Genomic DNA, 19,479 nt, shown 5'->3' with positions numbered 1-19,479 from the left:
CACCGAATTGCGGATTAAGCCGCGCAGCCCATCCGTTTTCCTTTCGAAGCAGGCACAACACTTCCGTCCAGGTGCCTGCAAGAGGAAAGGAAAACGCCATGAACAAGCTTCTTCTCTCTGCCGCAGCCATTACGGCCATCGCCGCAGCACCTGCCGCCCATGCCCAGCTGCTTTCGGGCTCGGGCTTCGGCCAGGTTACCGGCAGTATCGGCCCGATCACGCAGAGCGCGACCGGAACGCTGCGCTCGACCACCCGCGGTACGCTGCGCGGCGAAGCCAGCACGCGTGGCAGCCAGAATGTCGATCGCCGCTCGGGCGAGGTATCGCTCGATCGTTCGCTCGACACGGGCGTCACGGCGACCGCCGACCAGGTGCTCGGCACCCCGCTCGGCTCTGCCAACGGCTCTGCATCGGGTAGCGGAAATGCCTCGGGCTCGGGCAGTGCCAATGCGCAGCTGGTCGGCACCGATGCCGTACGCGACCTCGCGGGACAGGGTGTCGGCCGGGCGCGTGACGGCGTCTCGACCGTTCGCAACCTCGCGACGCCCGCCGTCGGCGCTGCGCGAGAGCGTGCCGGTAATGTCGTGTCACAAGCCGGTCGCCTCTCAGCCTCGGGCAATGGCAGCGGATCGGCCGAGGGGAATGGTTCAGCCGGCCTGGCCAACGGCATGCTCGCTGCCGCCGGAAGCGGTGCCGCTTCGGGCGATGGCGCCTTCGCCGTTACCCCGGGCATGCCGGTGATCTCGCCGCAAGGCGCGCCTGTGGGCAAGGTCCGGCAGCTCGTCAGCGACTCGCGCGGCCGTGTCGAACAGGTGATTGTCGAAGCCAAGGGTCGGCAGTTTGCAGTCCCGGCGGCGAACCTCGCCGCCAGCGGCAACGCCCTCGTTATGGGCGAAGGCTCGGCCACGGGCTCGACCTCGCAACCGCCTGCGGATTCTACCACCGAGTAAGCGAGAAAGCACCGGGTGACCGGTGCGACGGGGCGGTCGGGAACGCAGGCCCGGCCGCCCTTTTTCATGCGTGGCGGCAGGGGAGAAACGGATTTCCTACATGAACCATTTTGGTTACCTGATTCGCGCCTTCCAACCGGAGACGCCCCATGCCTCTACTCGAATCGCTTATCGGCCCAATCGCCTCGATCATCGACAAGGTGATCCCAGACAAGGAAGCGCGCGCCAAGGCCAAGCTCGAACTGCTCGCGCTCGAGGGCACGCAGGAGCTCAAGCAGATCGAGGCGCGGCTGTCGGCCATAGTCGCCGAGGCGCAGAGCCGCGACCCGTGGACCAGCCGTGCACGGCCGAGCTTCCTCTACGTCATGTATGCGCTGATCCTTTTCAGCGTGCCGATGGGCGTGATCGCCGCCTTCGATCCCGGCGCCGCCCGCGCCATAGGCGAAGGCATGACCGGCTATCTGGCCGCCCTGCCCGAAGCGCTCTACGCTCTCTTCGGCACCGGCTACCTCGGCTACACCGCGGCGCGCCAATGGGGCAAGGTGAAAGGCGTGGATCAGTAGGCGAGATACAGGCTCGCGCTTTCCGTGACGGCAGCCCTGTCTATTTCTTGCGAAACACCATGATCGCCCAGTTCAAATGGCCCGAGGCCGCACCTTCCACCCAGTGTCCCAATCCTATTCTCATCCGGTCCACGAACGCATCGGTAAGCCCGGCCTCGTCCTGTCGTTCGAGCATGACTTCGCGAACCCTGGCGTAATGTCGACCGAGGTCGTGCGGCAATTCTTCCACTTCGACTTCTTCGAAATCGCGCTCGCGCAGCTTGGCACGATAGAAGGCAACCGACGCGAGATCGGGAAGATGGATACGGTCGTAAATCGGCTGGAGAAGCCGGGCATCGTCGAGCCCATCGGCCTGCATCGGATCGGTGAATGCGAACAGGCCTCCCGGCTTCAGAACGCGCGCTACCTCGTCGAGGACCTTTTCCCGGTCGGGGGCATGCAGGATCGCATCCTGACTCCATGCCACGTCGAAAATCCCCTCTTCGAACGGCATGTCGTCGAAGGAACCGTCGAGAATAGAAATTCGGTCGGACAAGCCCGCCGCTTCGGTCAACTCGCGATTGCGCGCATTCTCCTTGGTCGACAGGTTTATGCATGTCACCCGGGCGCCGTATTCCGACGCGAGCACTCTGGCTGCGCCGCCATAGCCGGACCCGAGGTCGACGATGTGCTTGCCGTCCAATGGGCCGAGCTTTTGGGCAATCCGCTCGATCGTCTTCCGGCTTGCGGTTCTGATGTCCGACGTCGTTTCGTAAAGTCCGACATGGATATCCTCGCCGCCCCAAATCTGGCGGTAGAAATCATCGGCGTCGGGGCTGTCATAGTAATCGCGCGCGATCGCAATGCCATCGTCCACTGTCTGCTCACTCATTGCAGAACTCCTTCTCGACGACATGGATGAAGAAGTCCGGATCCTTCTCCTCGCCTTCCTCCTGAAAGTCGCCGTAGGAATGGATTTTCTGGAAACCGGCGTCGCGAAGCAGGCCGCGCATATAGCTCTTGCGCAGCGGGAACATGTTCAGATTGTGCTTCGATCCGTCCGGAAAGCTGTATTCGAACCGCGCCAGGCCATCATCGACATAGACCGGTTTTGCGCTGACCTGATTGCCGCAGTAATAGTATTTGTGTTTGCTCGAAAATCCGTGATCTAGGATCGTATCGTAATTGCGCTGGTCGATGATCAGAATGCCATCGTGTTTCAGCGCAGCATAGAATTCCGCCAGGGCCCGGCGTCGATCGTCTTCGTCGTGCAGATGGGTGAAGCTGTTGCCCAGGCAGATGATCGCATCATACTTCCCATGGATGTCCTTGTTGAGCCAGCGCCAGTCGGCATGGACCGTTTTTAGGACCACCTCGTGCGCGACACCGTTCTCGAAGGCTTTCGCAAGCATCTCTGCCGAGCCGTCCGCCGACGACACATCGAAGCCCGCCTTGAGAAGCTGGACGGAATGGAATCCCGTGCCGGTCGCGACATCGAGCACGGACTGTTTCTGGCGGGCCTTCAAAACATCGATGAAAAATCGGCCCTCACTATTCGCTCGCTCCTCCCAGTCGATCAGTTCATCCCATTTTTCGACGAAACCTCGAACGTATTCGGTGGTGTACTTATCGCTCTCCCGTATCGAATTGGGGTCTGCTCCGTAGGATTGTTTCTTCTGCGGTGCAAAACTCATAGCACTCCTTCGCTGCAGCGCGCAGCAACCTGCCCAGAGACAGGCGCCGCGACATGATCGGCTTCGGTGTTCGGGCACCGTATCAGGACAATGATCGCTTGGCCAACCGCCGAAGCTGCCGCACCGGTCCACGCCCGCAATCGGCGCATCAACGATGCTCTCACTTCCGCGCCCCCTCAATTCACGCTAATCGGCCGGGATGTCTCCCACCGTATTTGTCCTTAACGGCCCCAACCTCAACCTGCTCGGCACGCGTGAGCCGGAGATTTACGGGTCGGACACGCTCGCCGATATCGAAGCCATGCTGGAGGAGAAAGCGAAGTCGCTCGGCATCGCCATCGACTTCCGCCAGACCAATCACGAGGGCGTGTTGGTCGACTGGCTGCACGAGGCGCGCGTAACCGGCGCCAAGGCCGTACTCCTCAACGCCGGAGCCTATACCCACACCTCCGTCGCGCTGCTCGACGCGATCCGGGCGATCGAGGTGCCGGTGATCGAAGTCCACCTGTCCGATCCTGCCAAGCGCGAGGAATTCCGCCACATTTCCTATGTCGGCATGGGCGCGGTGGACGAGGTGAAAGGTCTCGGCGCGCGCGGCTATGCCGTAGCGTTGGAGAAGGTCGCGCGCCTGTAAATCCCCTTCTCGCCCCTTGCCCTCCGCCTCCGCGCGGAGCATAGGCGGGCCAAACAACACATAAGGGGTTCCATGGCCGATCGTAAGGGCACCGCCGGCAAGTCCGGCATGAATGTCGATACCGCACTCGTGCGGGAGCTCGCCGAGATGCTGGGCGACACTGGACTTACCGAAATCGAGGTGGAGGATGGCGAGCGCAAGATCCGCGTCTCGCGCGGCGGCGGCATCGCCATGGCCGCAGCGCCTGCTCCGATGGCCGCTCCGGCCCCCGCTCCTGCCGCACCGGCTCCGACGGCTCCTACTCCCGAAAACAGCGGCGCTTCCGAGGCCGACACTGCCGGCGCGATCAAGTCGCCCATGGTCGGCACCGTCTATCTCGCCCCCGAACCCGGGGCGGACGATTTCGTGAAGGTCGGCGACAGCGTCAAGGAAGGCCAGACGCTGCTGATCGTAGAGGCGATGAAGGTCATGAACCCGATCACCGCCGACAAGTCCGGGACGGTGAAATCGATCCTCGTCGAGAACGCCCAGCCGGTCGAATTCGACCAGCCGCTCGTCGTCGTCGGCTGAGGTCGGCCGTGAGTATCTCCCGCATTTTGATCGCCAACCGCGGCGAAATCGCGCTGCGCATCCACCGCGCGGCACATGAAATGGGTATCGAGACGGTGGCGGTGCATTCCACCGCGGATGCCGATGCCATGCATGTCCGCTTGGCCGACCACGCCGTATGCATCGGCCCGCCAAGCGCGACGGACAGCTATCTCAACATCGCCAACATCATCTCGGCGGCCGAGGTGGCCCATGCCGATGCGATCCACCCGGGCTACGGCTTCCTGTCGGAAAACGCCAAGTTCGCCGAGATCGTCGAGGCGCACGATATCGCCTGGATCGGGCCGAAGCCCGAGCACATCCGCACCATGGGCGACAAGGTCGAGGCCAAGAAAACCGCAGGCGCGCTGGGTCTGCCGCTGGTTCCCGGCTCGGATGGGGCGGTGAACACGGTCGAGGAAGCGCACGTGATCGCCGCCGAGATCGGCTATCCGGTCATCATCAAGGCCGCCAGCGGCGGCGGCGGCCGCGGCATGAAGGTCTGCGAAAGCGAAGATCAGCTGGAAAGCCTGATGAAACAGGCCGGCAGCGAAGCCAAGGCCGCCTTTGGCGACGCGACCGTCTATATCGAGAAATATCTCGGCGACCCGCGTCATATCGAATTTCAGGTCTTCGGCGATGGCCGTGGCAATGCCATCCATCTGGGCGAACGCGACTGTTCGCTCCAGCGCCGCCACCAAAAGGTGCTCGAGGAAGCCCCCTCCCCCGTGCTCGGCGAGGAAGACCGCATGCGCATGGGCGAAGTCTGCGCCAAGGCAATGCGCGACATGGGCTATCGCGGCGCGGGCACGATCGAATTCCTGTGGGAAAACGGCGAGTTCTACTTCATCGAGATGAACACCCGCCTGCAGGTCGAGCACCCCGTGACCGAAGCAATCACGGGCGTCGACCTGGTGCGCGAGCAGATCCGCATCGCAGCGGGCGAAGATCTCTCGGTCAAACAGGACGAGATCGAGTTCAAGGGCCACGCAATAGAATGCCGCATCAATGCGGAAGACCCGTGGACCTTCGCGCCAAGCCCAGGCGAAGTGACCTATTACCACGCCGCCGGGGGCATGCATGTGCGCGTCGATAGCGGGCTTTACGCCGGCTATCGCATCCCGCCCTATTACGATAGCATGATCGCCAAGCTGATCGTCTATGGCCGCACCCGCGAAGGCTGCATGATGCGCCTGAAGCGCGCGCTCGAGGAAATGGTCGTCGAAGGCGTGAAGACCTCGATCCCGCTGCATCAGGAACTGTTGCAGCAGGACGATGTGAAGAGCGGCCAGTACTCGATCAAATGGCTGGAAGAGTGGCTTAAGACCCGCGAGAGCTGACGAAGGCTAACAGCCTCTCGTCAGCCGCCTGGGGAAACGAACAGCTCGAGGAACTTGGCGGCGAGCGGCGATTTTTCGATCTCCGCGACCTGCAAGCGGTTGCCCCAATGCAGCCCATCGGTGTTGCCGAGCGCAACCAGCGTCAGCCCCTGATCGGGAACCTTCAGCAGCATTCCCGCATAGGCGTCGGGCCACCAGCCGCCGTGCCAGACCAGCGGTGTTCCTTCCCAGTCCTGCGTCCACCAGCCATAGGCATAGCTGGCGCTGGTTCCGTCGGCATCGACCGGCGGGGTCCACATACGCGCGCGCACCACGGGGTCTAGAATCCGACCCTCGTCTAGAGCGATCGAGTATTCGGCCAGCGACCGCGCGCTGGCGATAATTCCGCTCGACCCGTTCATCTCGGGATTCGGCAAGGCCGACGGGTCGAGATTGTCTTCCTGTTCGGGAGCATGGCGAAATGGCGGTGCCAGCATGCGCAGCGCATCTCCGCCATGGGGATCGCGCCAGCCTGCGGCGATATCGCGCAAACCGGCCTTGTCGATCACGTACTTGCGCACCCACACCTCGAACGTCGTGCCGGTCTGCTCCTCGACCCAGTTCGACAGCCGCCCGAAGACGATCGGGTTGTAGAGGAAATTGGTGCCCGGCTCGCCGAGCACGCGCATCTGCAGGACATTGCGCAAGGTCAACTCTGCCGAACAATCGATCCGAGGCGGGACGTAGCCATCGTCGAGCGGCTTGCCGCCGCCGAAGATATTACCGCTCGAAGAGAGCCAGTCACAGCGCCCGTCCCAGTCGCTCAATTGCGTAAACGGGGCATCGAGATCGATAACCCCGTCCGCCTCCATCGCGAGCAGCGTCGCGCCGGTAAATGTCTTGGTGATCGAGGCGACGAGATAGCTCGTATCCGCCGTGGTTCGCTCTTCCGCGTCATGGTCCTGCCAGCCGATCCCTTCCGCGGCGATGATCTCGCCATCCTTCACGATCGCATAGGACATGCTGAGAACGGTGTTCTCTATCCGATATTGGCGCGCGAAAGCGTCGAATTCGGCGAGCTTCTCTTCGATCGATTGCGGTTCGGCAGTTTCGGCCTGGGCCATTCCGCTGCCAAGGCTCCATAGTGTGAGCGGCAGCAGAGCCATTTTGAGTGAGCGCATGCGGCGAGCTTCCCTTCCCTGCAATCTGATTTCGATCGCACGGCTAAGGTATCGGGACGCGCGAGACCACCTGCTTATCCACATGACGCACGGAATTGCGGCCAGGGACGGTAACCCGTCGGCGCGCCCGCAAACTAGTCGAAAGTGAACCCGGCGGCCTTTGCCTCCGCGATCACCTCTTCGCCGGTCTGGCGCGGATGGTTGCCTTCGACGCGGCTCCACTCGGCACGCTCATCGACGAATATCTCTTTCTCGATCGTGTGCTTCGCTGCCGCGTCGAACAGCCCTGCGGAAAAACTCCGCCCGCCGGTCGGCAGGAAGCGATACCAGAGATTGCTGCCGCACTTGGAGCAGAAGGCGCGTTCCGCCCACTCGCTCGATCGATAGGCTGTGATCGCGTCCTCGCCCGAGACCCGGGCGTTCTCGCCGGTCTGCGCGCTATAGAACGCGCCGGCCCAGCGGCGACACATGTCGCACTGGCAGATCTCGATTTCGGTCTTCGGGCTATCGAGCGCAATCGTGACCGCACCGCACAGGCAGTGCCCCTCGATCCGCTCCGCCCCGCTCATAGCGGGACTCCCGGCTCGTGCTTGCTGGTACGAATGGTGAGCGAAGTCTTCACGCTATCCACATTGGGTGCGGGCGTCAGCTTGCTGGTCAGGAATTCCTGGAAGCTTTGCAAATCCTTGCTGACGATCTTGATGATGAAGTCGATTTCGCCGTTTAGCATGTGCACTTCGCGCACCTCGGGAAGATCATGCATCGCCTGCTCGAATTCGCGCAGCGAATCCTCCGCCTGGCTCTTCAGGCTAACCATGGCGAACACGGTGATCGAAAAGCCCAGCTTCGAGGGATTGAGATCCGCGTGATAGCCCTTGATCACCCCGTCTTCCTCGAGCGCACGCACGCGGCGCAGGCACGGCGGAGCCGTCAGTCCGACGCGATGCGCAAGTTCGACATTGGTGATTCGTCCTTCGGACTGCAGTTCCCCCAGCAACCGCCGGTCGATATCGTCGAGATTGGCCATACAAAGTGCCCCTGCTACCCTGGCGCCAGAGGCAGGGCATCGCGAAACTTCCACGAAATGTTGACAACGCGATGCAGCCGTCTTGGCTAACATTATTATCCCTGCCAGCAATTGTCCCGCTTTGCAACGCGTTACCAACGCTCACTAGAGGTAAATCGGCGGGTAACTATATCCCTTGTCCTTCGGCCAATGCCGCGAAGGCATGGCGAACTCTGCGACCTTGCTGCCTATTCCGGAGACTGAATGCATTTCGACGACCGCCTTGCCACTGTGCTGCGCCATCGCGCCGCCGGCGAGCGTGCGGCGAAAACCCAGTTTCGCCAGTTGCTCGACCTGTTGGGCGAACGACCGCAGGCAGGGGATCCGGCGCTGAAAGCGGCCGCCTATCTGCGCCTGATCGCCTTGGCCGAGGTCATCCCCGTGGCCGACCGCGCGGCGATCGTGGGGGAGAACGGCTGGCGGTTCCGCAATCCCGAACTGGTTCGCTGGTTCGGCGAGGCGCATCCGGCCATCGCCGGAGCGGCGCTCTATCGTGCGCAACTTACCGGCGAGGAATGGGCCGAACTTATCCCGCGCCTCCCTATTCGTGCGCGCGGCTTTCTGCGCCATCGCACGGACCTGCCGACCGGCGCGATTCGCGTACTCGACCGGCTAGGCGTTTCCGACCGGGCATTGCCGGTGCCGAGCGATATGACCCGGTCGGATATCGGGGAGGATGCAGACAGCGAACCCACCGACGTCGGCGAGCCCGAGCCGTTGATCCTGCGACCGGCCAATGAAAACAGCCAGACCGCGGCTACGCCGGCATCGGCAGATCAGCAGAACAATGTGAATGTGGATGGTGCGGGGCCGGCCGTGCCGCCAGTCGAAGAACCAGCACCGACCGCGTCCAGGGAAGGAACCGCTGGCAAGCCCGATGACATCCGCTCGCTGGTCGAACGGATCGAGAGCTTTCGCAAGGCGCGCGGTCCTGCTTCGCAAGCCCATGACGCGCCGACGTTGCCGATGGCGGGGCTGGACGAGGTGCAGCACCGAAAACCGATCGATGTGTTCAGCTTCGGGACCAATTCGGAAGGCCGCATCGACTGGGCCGAACCCGATATCGCGCCGATGGTGGTGGGTATCGACCTGTCGCAACGCCGCGATGGCGGGCAGGCGGGCGAGGACTTCGCCAGCGCATTCATCAATCGCCAGCCGGCACGCGGTGTGCCCATCACCCTCTACGGCGCCACGGCCATCGAGGGCGATTGGATCGTCGATGCCGCTCCGCGCTTCACTCGCAGCGAGGGGCGCTTCTACGGTTATGTCGGACGCTTTCGGCGCGCGATCGCGACGGTGGACGATCGCGCCCAGCGCGGCGCCGACCGTTTGCGCCAGCTGCTCCACGAACTGCGTACTCCGGTCAATGCCATGCAGGGTTATGCCGAGGTCATCCAGCAGCAGGTCTTCGGCCCCACGCCGCATGAATACCGCGCGCTGGCAGCTTCCATCGCAGGCGATTCCGCGCGCATCCTGGCCGGCTTCGACGAACTCGACCGGCTCGCGCGGCTGGAGACCGGGGCGCTCGACCTCGAAGCCGGCGAAAGCGATTTTGCGAACGTCGTGCGAGCACAGCTCGCCCAGTTGCAAACCGTGCTCGGCCCTCGCGTCGCGCGCTTCGATGCACGCCTTACCGACCGGCCAGCCCCGCTGGCGCTCGCGCAGAACGAGGCGGAAATGCTCGGCTGGCGAGTGCTGGCGACATTGGCTGGCGCCACCGGCGCGGGCGAGAACCTTTCGCTCACTCTCGCGCTCGATGGCGAACAGGTCACGCTGCGCGCACAACTCCCGACGAAGCTCGCCGGAGCGGAAGACGTCTTCTCCTCTGACGTCAGGTCGGGCGGAAGCACGCTGAGCTCGGGCATCTTCGGCGCCGGCTTCTCGCTCCGTCTTGCTCGGGCAGAGGCCCGCGCGGCGGGCGGCGAGCTGGCGCGCGAAGAGAACGAGCTCGTTCTCAGCCTGCCGCTCTTGACCGGCGCCGAGACGCTGCCTAGCCCTGCCGATGCGCCTGATCGCGCGGCTGGCTAGGACACAGAAAAAATCATTTACGCCAACCTCCTCGAACCGCCCAAACCTTCGCAGACGGCGCGCTTCGCCGAAGGTTTCGGACAGCGCTCGCTCCTGACGATCGACACGGAAGAGGAATTCGACTGGAACGCCCCGTTCCGCGCCGATGGCTACGGGCTCGATCACGTCCGCGCGATCAGCGGGTTTCAGGAATTTTGTGAAGGCATCGGGGTCTCGCCGGTATATCTGGTCGACTGGCCTATCGCTACCGACCCGCTTGCGCGTGAGATCATCGGTGATGCGGTGCGCGCCGGCCGGGCCGAAGTCGGCGTGCAATTGCACCCCTGGGTCAACCCGCCGCACGACGAAGAGGTAAACGCCCACAACAGTTTTGCCGGCAATCTCCCGCACGACTTGGAGGCAGCCAAGTTTCGCCGGCTACGCGATACGATCGAGCAGGGTTTCGGTATCGCCCCGCGGATCTACCGCGCGGGCCGCTATGGCCTTGGCCCGCAGACCGCCAAACTACTGAGCGAGAACGGCATCGCGATCGATAGTTCGGTGCGCGCCCGTTACGACTATTCGGAAACCGGTGGCCCGGATTATTCGCGCCACCCGGTCGTCCCCTACTGGACCGATCCGGACCATCGGCTGCTCGAACTGCCGCTGACTACCGTATATTGGGGCATGCTGCGCCAGCAGGGCCAGCAGCTATTCCCGCTCGCGGGCAAAGTGCCCAAGCTCGGCGGCGTGCTGTCGAAGCTCGGAATGCTCGAGCGAATCGGTCTCACGCCAGAACGCGTCACCAAGGAAGAGGCGCTGCGCGCGCTCGATATCGCGATCGACGACCAGTTGCCCGTACTTGTGATGAGCTTCCACAGCCCTTCGCTCGCGGCCGGCCATACGCCCTATGTCCGCACGGAAGACGATCTCGACCGGCTGTATGATTGGCTGCGCGCGATCTACGGCTATCTCGAGATTCGCGGTGTCCGTCCGACGACGATCGAAGAAATCATGACCGCAGTGGACGCCTAGCGCTTGCAAGCCCCGCGCGCCGGGGCTAGGCGCGCTGTTCCGCACGGCGTGGCTGGGGGCCCGTAGCTCAGTTGGTTAGAGCTGGCCGCTCATAACGGCTAGGTCGCGGGTTCGAGTCCTGCCGGGCCCACCAAGCCTGGCGCGGTGCGGAAAATCGGTCGGGGAGTGGCGCAGCCTGGTAGCGCACTTGTTTTGGGTACAAGGGGTCGCTGGTTCGAATCCAGTCTCCCCGACCAGCATTTCGTGAGACGAAGCCTTCCGGAGGACGGTTTGGGCCGAAATGCCCCCAAGCGAAGCGCGGGAGGTGCGCCGTTTGAATAACCCGACTGCCGACGCCTCTCCCGTTATCGACACCCGTTTGATCTGGGCGATCGCATTGCCCGCCATGGTCACGAATGTCGCCACGGCACTGATTGGCGTGGGCGATATGTGGATCGTCGGGCGGCTTGGCGATGCCCCGACGCAAGGGGCCGTCGATATCGGCGCGAAGCTTTTCGCCACGCTGTTCACGGTCATGAATTTCCTCAAGACCGGCACTACCGGTCTGGTCGCGCAGGCGGGTACTCGCGACGGCGCTGGGGCACAGGCCCAGGTGCTGCTCAAGGGACTTTTCGTCGGTCTCGCGATCGCGGCATTGCTGCTGCTTGCCAAGCCGGTGCTGCTGCCCTTGCTGCTCGATGCGCTCGGCGCCGAAGCGAGGGTGCGCTCCGCTGCCGTCGTCTATGCCGACATCCGCTACTGGAGCGCCCCCGCAGTGATGGTCAATTTCGCGCTGATCGGTTTTCTGGTCGGACGGCGGCGTATGCGCGAGGTACTTGCGATCGAGGTATTCTACAATCTGCTCAACGTCGCGCTGGGCCTGTGGCTGGCACTGAGACTCGACTGGGGGATCGCCGGCATCGGCTGGTCGAGCTTCATCGCCGAGTTCGCCAAACTGGCGGTTACGGGGCTGTTGATCTGGCACCTGGCGGGACGCGACATTCGCGCAGCGCTCGGCGCCGGCGCAGGCATTTCGTTCAAGGCACTCAGGCCCTTTCTTTCCGTAAACCGCGATCTCTTCCTGCGCACCGTCGTTCTGATGGTGGCGATTGCCGCGCTGACCAGGCTCGGCGCCGAGCGCGGCCCTATAGTGCTGGCGGCGAACGGAATCATCTACCAGCTGTTCGTGCTGACCGCGCTGCTGCTCGACGGATTCGAGAACGCGGCCCAGGTGCTCAATGGCGAACGGATGGGAGCACGGGACCGCCCGGGTTTCGATGCCTATATCGGAGCGCTGTTATGGCGCGGCCTCGGCCTCGCAGTGCTGCTTTGTGCATTCTTCGCGCTTTTGGCCGGTCCGCTGATCGACAGTTTCGCCGCCACCGAAGAGGTCGCGCGCGTGGGCCGGGAATATGCGATCTGGCTCGCGATCATCCCGCTCGCCGGCTTCGCCGCCTTCGTTTACGATGGCGTCTTCGTGGGAGCCAGCTGGACACGATGGCTGGCCGTTTCGATGCTTGGTGCAGCAATGCTCTACGCCGCTGCGCTCTGGCTGACCTGGCCGCTCGGCAATCACGGCCTGTGGCTGTCATTCACCCTTTTCCTCGCAGGACGCGCGGCGATCCAGGCCTTGGTCGTACCGCGCCTGTCGCGGCGCGATTTCTGAATTGCGGCTTCAGGCGGCGGTTCGACCGGTCGCGATATCGACGATCGAGGCTCCCCCACCCTGCCGCGGCGAACAGCAGACCCGGTCTCGCCCAGCGTCCTTGGCGGCATAGAGCGCCCTGTCGGCGCGCGCGAAGAGCTTGCCGTATCCTTCCCCCGGCTCCCATTGGGCCACGCCGAAACTGGCCGTTAGCAGCAGGTCGTCTCCGCCCTCTTCGATCGGCGACTGCGCGAAAGTTTCGCGGATGCGTTCGGCAAGCCGCCCGGCCCCCTCCAGTTCGCACTGCCACACGAGGATGCAGAATTCCTCGCCCCCGATGCGGCCGACCCTGTCGCTGGCTCGCACCATCCGTCTCAGCAGCGATCCGAAACTGGCGATCACGCAATCGCCGATCTGGTGGCCCCAATCGTCATTGACGCGTTTGAAGTGGTCGATATCCGCGACGATGACAGACAAGCTCTCGTTCTCGGCATAGGCTTTCTCGAGCATCTCGATAGCATCGTTCTCGAATGCCCTGCGCGTCTTGAGGCCGGTCAGGTGGTCGCGGCTGGATTCGGTCGCCAGGCGGCGAAGCTGATCCGAAACGCAAGCCGCGACAAGGGCCATGGCGAGGCTCGTCGCAAGAAGCGCCACGGTCACCAGCAGCAGGGCATAGAAGGGGGAATCGTGATACTGCTCCGTCGTCATCGGCCCCGATACGCCGATCGCCACATAGGGCCTGACATAGAACTGCACCGCCGTGAGGGTGATCAGGATCAGGATCGCGCGGTCCACCCGCTGTTGCTGGCTTGCCCTTGTCAGCATCAGCGCGATGATGGCGCTCATCAGCCCGTAACAGCTATTGGTGAGATAAAGCCTGGGATTCTGGTTGTCGGTGAAATTGGTGACGAGGAGCAGAACGGCTGTAATCAGTACGGCCGCGGAAAGGGCCTTTAAGGGCACCGATACGCCAGCCCTCAATCCGACCCCCATTGCAAGGCAAATGACCGCCGTCGAATAGACCAGGTGCATTATCAGAAAGGAGCCCTTGCTGTCGGGCGCGGGGGTGAAGTGCTGGATAGCGAAGCCGATCGCCATGGCCACGTAGCAGCCGGCAAGGAAAAGCGTATGCTTGGCTTGCCGTTCGCGCAGCCAGAGCAGAACGAAAATGCCTGCAAAAAGCAGGGTGATCACGGGGATGATAAGGCCGATGATGGATTCGCTCATGCCGCGGTGGGATCCCTCCGGTACCTTTAAGGTAGGCCTTAAGCCGTTGAGATTTGGTTTATATGATCGGCGTTGATCTACGCTAAGACAGATCGGGATCGTCCAGAGAACCGTTACCGCGCAGGGCCAAACGGGCCGCTGGACATTGGTCGCGGAGTCCGGATTCTGCGAATGAGGGAGACGGGCGTCGCCTAAGCGCGCGCTTCCTGCAACGTGTCGGCGTCCTGCTTGATCGGGGTGACGACCGCCTTCTTCTTACCCCCGCCATCGCGTATCACGCGATTGCGGCCTCCCTCCTTCGCACGATAAAGCGCAGCATCGGTACGCGCAAAGAGCTTGCCATACCCCTCACCGTCGGCGCGCGCGGCGACGCCGAAACTGGCGGTCAGGCGATGATCGTCGGGCATGCCCGCGATCTGCAGTTCGGCAAAGCTCTCACGGATGCGTTCGGCCAGGGTGATGCCCGCCTTGGCATTGCAGTTCCAGGCCAGGACGCAGAACTCCTCGCCACCGATGCGGCCGGCGATATCGGTATCGCGTATCGTGCCCTTGATGACTTCGCCGAACTGTTTGATGGCGATATCGCCGACCTGATGGCCCCAAACGTCGTTTACCGCCTTGAAGTGATCGATATCGGCCACCACCAGCGAAACGGGAACGCATTCCAGTTTCGCCCGCTCGAGCATTTCGACAACGTCCTGTTCGAAAGCGCGGCGCGTTCGAAGACCCGTCAGCCCGTCGAGGTCGGCCTGTTCGCGCACGGCCTTGATCTGGTCGTAAACACAGGCGCCGACCAGAACCATCGCGGTCATCAGCGAGATCAGCGCCAGCGAGAGGTTGAGTACCGAATAATAGATCGACTGCCGATAGACATCGGCAGGAATGGTTTGCTCGACCAGCAGCGTGAGCACCGGGCGAATCATGAACTGCGCCGCGAGCAGCGCATGCATGGTGATGATCAACCGGTCGATCGCCTCCCGCCGCTGGGCGCCGAGCAGTGTCATGATCAGAACCAGATACATCGCCCCGTATCCGACATTGACGATGACGAGGCGCGAGGAGATATCGGGCGACGTGACCACCGCAACCGCGAGAGTGGCCGCCGAAAGCGCATAGATGATCAGATGGACGCCGAGGTGGTGCGGCTGGCCCGCGCGCTGCGTCAGCGCCCAGACCCCGCAGGCGACCGCCATCGAATAGAAGAACTGGGTGACGTGGAAGACATAGGGCGAACCGGTGTCGAGCAAGTGCGTCGCGGCGAAGCCCAGGGCGAAGAACAGATAGCCTACCGCAAAGCCGAGGACGTAGTTCCCCATCTTCCCGCGCCACCACATGACGATGAAGACCGCGAGAAACACGATCGACATCGTCGGTGTGATCAGACCCATTATCTGTTCGCGCATGGACCGCCCCTGCCCTTCCTGCCCGTGGAATAGGCAGTTTCCGTTAACTCTTGGTGTAAGTGGAACCCCCAACTACGCCCTAAAATCGGATGTTTTTTAACATTTGTCCATGATCCATTTGCGCCTCCAACTGTTTCGCCCTGGCAGCGTTGCCCGCGCGCAACCTCGATTTCGCACGCTTGCCCCGTGGCACGGGTGCGACTATCTGCGCCCCCATACCTCGCGGGCCATCTCGCCCGCCCATCCATTCGATATCTCAAGGACCCAGCCCGATGGCCGCCCAATACGCTTTCGTCATGAAGGACATGACCAAGACCTTCCCCGGCGCTTCCAAGCCGGTACTCAGCAATATCAACCTGCAATTCTACCAGGGTGCCAAGATCGGCATCGTCGGCCCCAACGGTGCGGGCAAGTCGACGCTGATGAAGATCATGGCCGGCATCGACACCGATTTCACCGGCGAGGCGTGGCCGGGCGAGAACATCACCGTGGGCTACCTGCCGCAGGAGCCCACGCTCGACGATAGCAAGACCGTGCTCGAAAACGTCAAGGACGGCGCGCGCGAGATTGCCGACAAGGTCGATCGCTTCAACGCGATCAGCGCCGAAATGGGCGACCCAAAGGAAGATACCGATTTCGACGCGCTGATGGAGGAAATGGGCACGCTCCAGGAAGAAATCGACGCGGTCGACGGCTGGACGCTCGACAATCAGCTCGAAATCGCGATGGAGGCTCTGCGTTGCCCGCCCGGCGACTGGCCGGTCACCGACCTCTCGGGCGGTGAGAAGCGCCGCGTCGCACTCACCCGCCTGCTGATCCAGAAGCCCTCGATCCTGCTGCTGGACGAGCCGACCAACCATCTCGACGCCGAAAGCGTCCAGTGGCTCGAAAACCACCTCAAGGAATATGCCGGCGCGGTGCTGATGATTACCCACGACCGCTACTTCCTCGACAATGTGGTGGGCTGGATCCTCGAACTCGACCGCGGATCCTACTACCCCTACGAAGGCAACTATTCGACCTATCTGGAAAAGAAGGCCAAGCGCCTCGAGCAGGAAAGCCGCGAGGAATCGGGGCGTCAGAAGGCGCTCAGCCGCGAACTCGAATGGATCCGGCAGACGCCCAGCGCGCGACAGACCAAGTCGAAGGCGCGTATTCGCAAGTTCGAACAGCTCCAGGAAGAGCAGATGGGCCGCAAGCCGGGCAAGGCGCAGATCGTCATCCAGGTGCCCGAGCGCCTCGGCGGCAAGGTGATCGAGGCCAAGAACATCTCCAAGGCCTATGGCGACAAGCTGCTGTTCGAAAACCTCTCCTTCATGCTGCCCCCGGGCGGTATCGTCGGCGTCATCGGGCCGAACGGCGCGGGCAAGTCCACGCTGTTCAAGATCCTCACCGGCAAGGAACAGCCCGACAGCGGCACGGTGGAAATCGGCGACACGGTTCGCCTCGGCTATGTCGACCAGAGCCGCGACCACCTCGACCCGAAAAACAACGTGTGGGAGGAAATCTCCGACGGGCTCGACTATATGAAGGTCAACGGCCACGACGTCTCGACCCGCGCCTATGTCGGCGCCTTCAACTTCAAGGGGCCGGACCAGCAGAAGAACGTCGGCAAGCTCTCGGGCGGTGAACGCAACCGCGTCCACATGGCCAAGATGCTGAAGGAGGGCGGCAACGTCCTGCTGCTCGACGAACCGACCAACGACCTCGACGTGGAAACGCTGGGCGCGCTGGAGGAGGCGATCGAAAACTTCGCTGGCTGCGCCGTGGTCATCTCGCACGACCGCTTCTTCCTCGACCGCCTCGCAACGCACATCCTCGCCTTCGAAGGCGACAGCCACGTCGAATGGTTCGAGGGCAACTTCGAGGCTTACGAAGAGGACAAGCGGCGCAGGCTGGGCGATGCGGCGGATCGTCCGACGCGGTTGGCGTATAAGAAGCTTACTAGGTAGTGTGGACAGCAATCATCTCTGCTGCAGCCGCAATCGTAATCGCGGCGCTAACTCATCTATTTAATAAGAGTCGGGAACGGGAAGCAACCTGGCGTGCAAAAAAGCTGGAATATTACGAAGCATTTTTCCGCGCGTGCTCCGGTATCTCTGGTGGCGCCAATCCTCCGAACGACGCGAAGATCGCTTTCGCCAACGCGATGAACGACTTGCATCTTATCGCATCACAAGACGTGATTGATGTATTGCACGAGATGCAAGAAATCGTCGCGGAGTCCAATGCACACAAATTCTCAATCGAGCGCCACGATGAGATTTGGTCACGTTTGGTCTGGTACATTCGAGAAGATCTTGGAGACGCTCCGCAAAAGCCCATAGGGGAATTCAAAGCGCGTCTTTGGGCATCTGGCACTGGTGCAAACGTTCAGCCGCCGCGGTAGATTCGCAGTTATCCGCGTGCATCTCGCCCTGCGGGAAAAACTCGTCATCCCCGCGTAGGCGGGAATCCAGTGTGGCTTCGGCGCTTCCTCGCTCTGGATTCCCGCCTACGCGGGGATGACGAATTTGCTTGCGGATCTCGGAGGGCAATTGGCGATGACGTTGCGTGCGACCCGGGATAAGCGTCACCCATGTCTTTCGAGCGCACGCCCTGCGTCTATATACTCGCCTCGCAGCGTAACGGCACCTTGTATGTCGGCGTGACTTCCGATCTGGAGAGCCGAATTCACCAACACCGCACCGACGCGGCCGACGGATTCTCCAAGCACTACGGCGTCAAGAGGCTCGTATGGTTCGAAGTGCACGAGGAAATGGAACCCGCAATTATTCGTGAGAAGCAGCTCAAGAAGTGGAACCGCGCGTGGAAGCTGCGGCTGATTGAAGAAACCAATCCTCAGTGGCACGATTTGGCGGAGGATTTCGGGTTCGAGACGTTGAGGTAGCGTCGATCAGCTTTCCTCGCCCTCGACCGCATCACGTGCCGAATCCTCCTCGAACTCTTCCATAACCTCGCCCGCTTCTTCCTCGTCGTCCTCGTCGGGGGCCTTGGCGCGCTCGTTGCGCGAGCGGGCGGCCTCCGGGTCGAGGCACAGGCGGGCGATGACCGGGCGGTGGTCGGAGCCGACGCTCTCGCCTACGCGCATTTCGGAGAAGAGGAATTCCTCGGTCACGAACAGATGGTCGAGCGGCCAGCCGAGCCACACCATGCCCGCCGGAAAGGTGGCGTAGGTTCCACGCCCGATACGCGGGTCGAGAAAGCCGCCGATATCCTTGAACAGGCGCGTGGTGTCCGACCAGGCGACATCGTTGAAATCGCCGATCGCCAGCACCGGCAGCGCGAGGTCCTGCGCCTGCTTGGCCGCCATGACGATCTCCGCGTCGCGCTCCTCGGTGTCCTGCCTGGGCACGGGCGGGCGCGGATGCAGGCCGATCATGCGAAAGTCGTGCCCGCCGACCGACAGCGTGGCGAAGACGCTCGGCGTGTCCTTCTGCGCCAGATCCTGGATAGAGGCGTTCGCCATCGGCAGCTTCGAGGCGAACATGATGCCATAGGTATTGTCCAGCGGCCGGTCGATGCGCCCCGGATAGCCTGCGAGCGCCGGCGCAACCGCATCGGCCCAGGCCCGGTCGGTTTCCATCAGCAGCACGATATCGGGATCGAGCCGCCGGATGAGGTCCACCGTGCGGCCGTATTCGCGATTGTCCTGCAGCACATTGAGCGTGAGCGTGGTGAAGCAGCCCGTCCGGTCGGTTTCCTGTTCAGCCACGCGATCCACCTCCGGCGAGGTCATGGGCGTGTACGGCAACACCCGATAGAACTGCCAGAGCGCGAAGCCTGCGAGCGCGAGGGGTAGCCAGGGCCGCCATGCACGATCGAACCTCCACAGCGCGAGCGCGGCGGCGATCATCGCCAACAGGATCTGGATCCGCGGGAAATCCCATATCCGGATCCACCATTGGTTGAGTTCGGTCGTGCTCATGAGCGAGCCGACCACCAGCAGCACGGCGATGGCGCGCATGATCCACAGCCCGACCCTTGCCCATCGTGCGCCCGATCCGATCTTATGTGCGCGTCCCATTCGGACAGACCCCCTTGTTTTCGTGGTTTCCCCTATCGGCGATTGCGCCAACTATCCACCGAAAGCTCGGCATCCGGGTCGGGCCGTTTGACTAGTGCCGCCGGACTTGCGAGACTCTGTGCCAAGGCGCCCGTTGACAGGGCGCGCTTCCCGACGGCGCATCGATGCCGCGAACACGAAAT

At 62.7% G+C, this 19,479-nt stretch carries 19 protein-coding genes and 2 tRNA genes; 13 read left to right on the top strand and 8 right to left on the bottom strand.

Annotated elements, in window-relative coordinates:
- Positions 1-98: 98 nt before the first annotated feature.
- Together ACQY4G_RS10230 and ACQY4G_RS10225 are read left to right on the top strand one after the other, a co-directional pair.
- Complete coding sequence (locus ACQY4G_RS10230; RefSeq protein ID WP_421990717.1) at positions 99-950, top strand: hypothetical protein; 852 nt, start codon at positions 99-101, stop codon at positions 948-950.
- Positions 951-1,099: 149 nt separating this feature from the next.
- Positions 1,100-1,513 carry a holin family protein gene (locus tag ACQY4G_RS10225; protein WP_421990715.1) on the top strand — a complete coding sequence of 138 codons (414 nt, stop codon included), beginning with the start codon at positions 1,100-1,102 and terminating at the stop codon, positions 1,511-1,513.
- A 40-nt stretch (positions 1,514-1,553) separates the two neighbouring features.
- On the opposite strand, the gene ACQY4G_RS10220 is transcribed toward ACQY4G_RS10225, so the two are convergent.
- Together ACQY4G_RS10220 and ACQY4G_RS10215 are read right to left on the bottom strand one after the other, a co-directional pair.
- Positions 1,554-2,384 carry a methyltransferase domain-containing protein gene (locus tag ACQY4G_RS10220; protein WP_421990713.1) on the bottom strand — a complete coding sequence of 277 codons (831 nt, stop codon included), beginning with the start codon at positions 2,382-2,384 and terminating at the stop codon, positions 1,554-1,556.
- Positions 2,377-3,186, bottom strand: coding sequence for a class I SAM-dependent methyltransferase (locus ACQY4G_RS10215; protein ID WP_421990711.1), 810 nt, complete (start codon positions 3,184-3,186; stop codon positions 2,377-2,379). Before ACQY4G_RS10215 ends, ACQY4G_RS10220 begins: the two co-directional genes overlap by 8 nt.
- A gap of 199 nt (positions 3,187-3,385) precedes the next feature.
- Between ACQY4G_RS10215 and ACQY4G_RS10210 the strand changes: the two genes are divergently transcribed.
- The 3 genes from ACQY4G_RS10210 (at position 3,386) to accC (ending at position 5,748) form a co-directional block, all read left to right on the top strand.
- The gene (locus ACQY4G_RS10210; protein ID WP_421990709.1) at positions 3,386-3,820 is read left to right on the top strand and encodes a type II 3-dehydroquinate dehydratase; all 435 of its coding nucleotides are present in this window, start codon (positions 3,386-3,388) and stop codon (positions 3,818-3,820) included.
- Positions 3,821-3,892: 72 nt separating this feature from the next.
- Positions 3,893-4,390 (top strand): acetyl-CoA carboxylase biotin carboxyl carrier protein, encoded by a 498-nt coding sequence (gene accB / locus ACQY4G_RS10205; RefSeq protein WP_421990707.1) that lies wholly within the window; start codon positions 3,893-3,895, stop codon positions 4,388-4,390.
- Positions 4,391-4,398: 8 nt separating this feature from the next.
- Positions 4,399-5,748, top strand: a complete 1,350-nt coding sequence (gene accC, locus ACQY4G_RS10200) for an acetyl-CoA carboxylase biotin carboxylase subunit (protein ID WP_067695039.1) — start codon at positions 4,399-4,401, stop codon at positions 5,746-5,748.
- 20 nt (positions 5,749-5,768) lie between these two features.
- Here accC and ACQY4G_RS10195 read toward each other — a convergent pair whose 3' ends face one another.
- The 3 genes from ACQY4G_RS10195 to ACQY4G_RS10185 form a co-directional block, all read right to left on the bottom strand.
- The gene (locus tag ACQY4G_RS10195) at positions 5,769-6,908 is read right to left on the bottom strand and encodes a serine hydrolase domain-containing protein (protein ID WP_421990705.1); all 1,140 of its coding nucleotides are present in this window, start codon (positions 6,906-6,908) and stop codon (positions 5,769-5,771) included.
- A 134-nt stretch (positions 6,909-7,042) separates the two neighbouring features.
- The gene (locus ACQY4G_RS10190; RefSeq protein WP_421990703.1) at positions 7,043-7,477 is read right to left on the bottom strand and encodes a GFA family protein; all 435 of its coding nucleotides are present in this window, start codon (positions 7,475-7,477) and stop codon (positions 7,043-7,045) included.
- Positions 7,474-7,935 (bottom strand): Lrp/AsnC family transcriptional regulator, encoded by a 462-nt coding sequence (locus ACQY4G_RS10185; RefSeq protein ID WP_067695022.1) that lies wholly within the window; start codon positions 7,933-7,935, stop codon positions 7,474-7,476. Before ACQY4G_RS10185 ends, ACQY4G_RS10190 begins: the two co-directional genes overlap by 4 nt.
- Positions 7,936-8,178: 243 nt before the next feature.
- Between ACQY4G_RS10185 and ACQY4G_RS10180 the strand changes: the two genes are divergently transcribed.
- From ACQY4G_RS10180 to ACQY4G_RS10160, 5 genes are all read left to right on the top strand, one after another.
- A complete protein-coding gene (locus ACQY4G_RS10180; protein ID WP_421990701.1) occupies positions 8,179-10,002 on the top strand; it encodes a sensor histidine kinase in 1,824 nt (607 codons plus the stop codon).
- A 282-nt stretch (positions 10,003-10,284) separates the two neighbouring features.
- Positions 10,285-11,016 carry a WalW protein gene (locus ACQY4G_RS10175; RefSeq protein ID WP_366932975.1) on the top strand — a complete coding sequence of 244 codons (732 nt, stop codon included), beginning with the start codon at positions 10,285-10,287 and terminating at the stop codon, positions 11,014-11,016.
- A gap of 56 nt (positions 11,017-11,072) precedes the next feature.
- Positions 11,073-11,149, top strand: a tRNA-Ile gene (locus tag ACQY4G_RS10170).
- A gap of 26 nt (positions 11,150-11,175) precedes the next feature.
- Positions 11,176-11,252 (top strand) — tRNA-Pro (locus tag ACQY4G_RS10165).
- A gap of 77 nt (positions 11,253-11,329) precedes the next feature.
- Positions 11,330-12,661 (top strand): MATE family efflux transporter, encoded by a 1,332-nt coding sequence (locus ACQY4G_RS10160; RefSeq protein ID WP_421990699.1) that lies wholly within the window; start codon positions 11,330-11,332, stop codon positions 12,659-12,661.
- 9 nt (positions 12,662-12,670) lie between these two features.
- On the opposite strand, the gene ACQY4G_RS10155 is transcribed toward ACQY4G_RS10160, so the two are convergent.
- On the bottom strand, positions 12,671-13,867 hold the full coding sequence (locus ACQY4G_RS10155; RefSeq protein WP_421990697.1) for a GGDEF domain-containing protein: 1,197 nt from the start codon (positions 13,865-13,867) through the stop codon (positions 12,671-12,673).
- Positions 13,868-14,058: 191 nt separating this feature from the next.
- The gene (locus ACQY4G_RS10150) at positions 14,059-15,270 is read right to left on the bottom strand and encodes a GGDEF domain-containing protein (RefSeq protein WP_291169926.1); all 1,212 of its coding nucleotides are present in this window, start codon (positions 15,268-15,270) and stop codon (positions 14,059-14,061) included.
- Positions 15,271-15,542: 272 nt separating this feature from the next.
- Between ACQY4G_RS10150 and ettA the strand changes: the two genes are divergently transcribed.
- From ettA to ACQY4G_RS10135, 3 genes are all read left to right on the top strand, one after another.
- Positions 15,543-17,222, top strand: a complete 1,680-nt coding sequence (ettA, locus tag ACQY4G_RS10145) for an energy-dependent translational throttle protein EttA (protein ID WP_421990695.1) — start codon at positions 15,543-15,545, stop codon at positions 17,220-17,222.
- Positions 17,222-17,659 (top strand): hypothetical protein, encoded by a 438-nt coding sequence (locus ACQY4G_RS10140; RefSeq protein WP_421990693.1) that lies wholly within the window; start codon positions 17,222-17,224, stop codon positions 17,657-17,659. The genes ettA and ACQY4G_RS10140 overlap by 1 nt, the downstream gene beginning before the upstream one ends.
- 189 nt (positions 17,660-17,848) lie before the next feature.
- Positions 17,849-18,160 carry a GIY-YIG nuclease family protein gene (locus ACQY4G_RS10135; protein WP_421990691.1) on the top strand — a complete coding sequence of 104 codons (312 nt, stop codon included), beginning with the start codon at positions 17,849-17,851 and terminating at the stop codon, positions 18,158-18,160.
- Positions 18,161-18,166: 6 nt separating this feature from the next.
- Here the strand turns inward: ACQY4G_RS10135 and ACQY4G_RS10130 are convergent, their stop codons facing one another.
- Complete coding sequence (locus tag ACQY4G_RS10130; protein ID WP_421990689.1) at positions 18,167-19,297, bottom strand: endonuclease/exonuclease/phosphatase family protein; 1,131 nt, start codon at positions 19,295-19,297, stop codon at positions 18,167-18,169.
- Between the last annotated feature and the right edge of the window lie 182 nt (positions 19,298-19,479).

Source organism: Qipengyuania sp., assembly GCF_965277845.1.
In the GTDB taxonomy this organism is placed as follows: domain Bacteria; phylum Pseudomonadota; class Alphaproteobacteria; order Sphingomonadales; family Sphingomonadaceae; genus Qipengyuania.
Note: the sequence above shows the minus strand (reverse complement) of the source record. Positions and strands in the feature narration are given on the sequence as shown.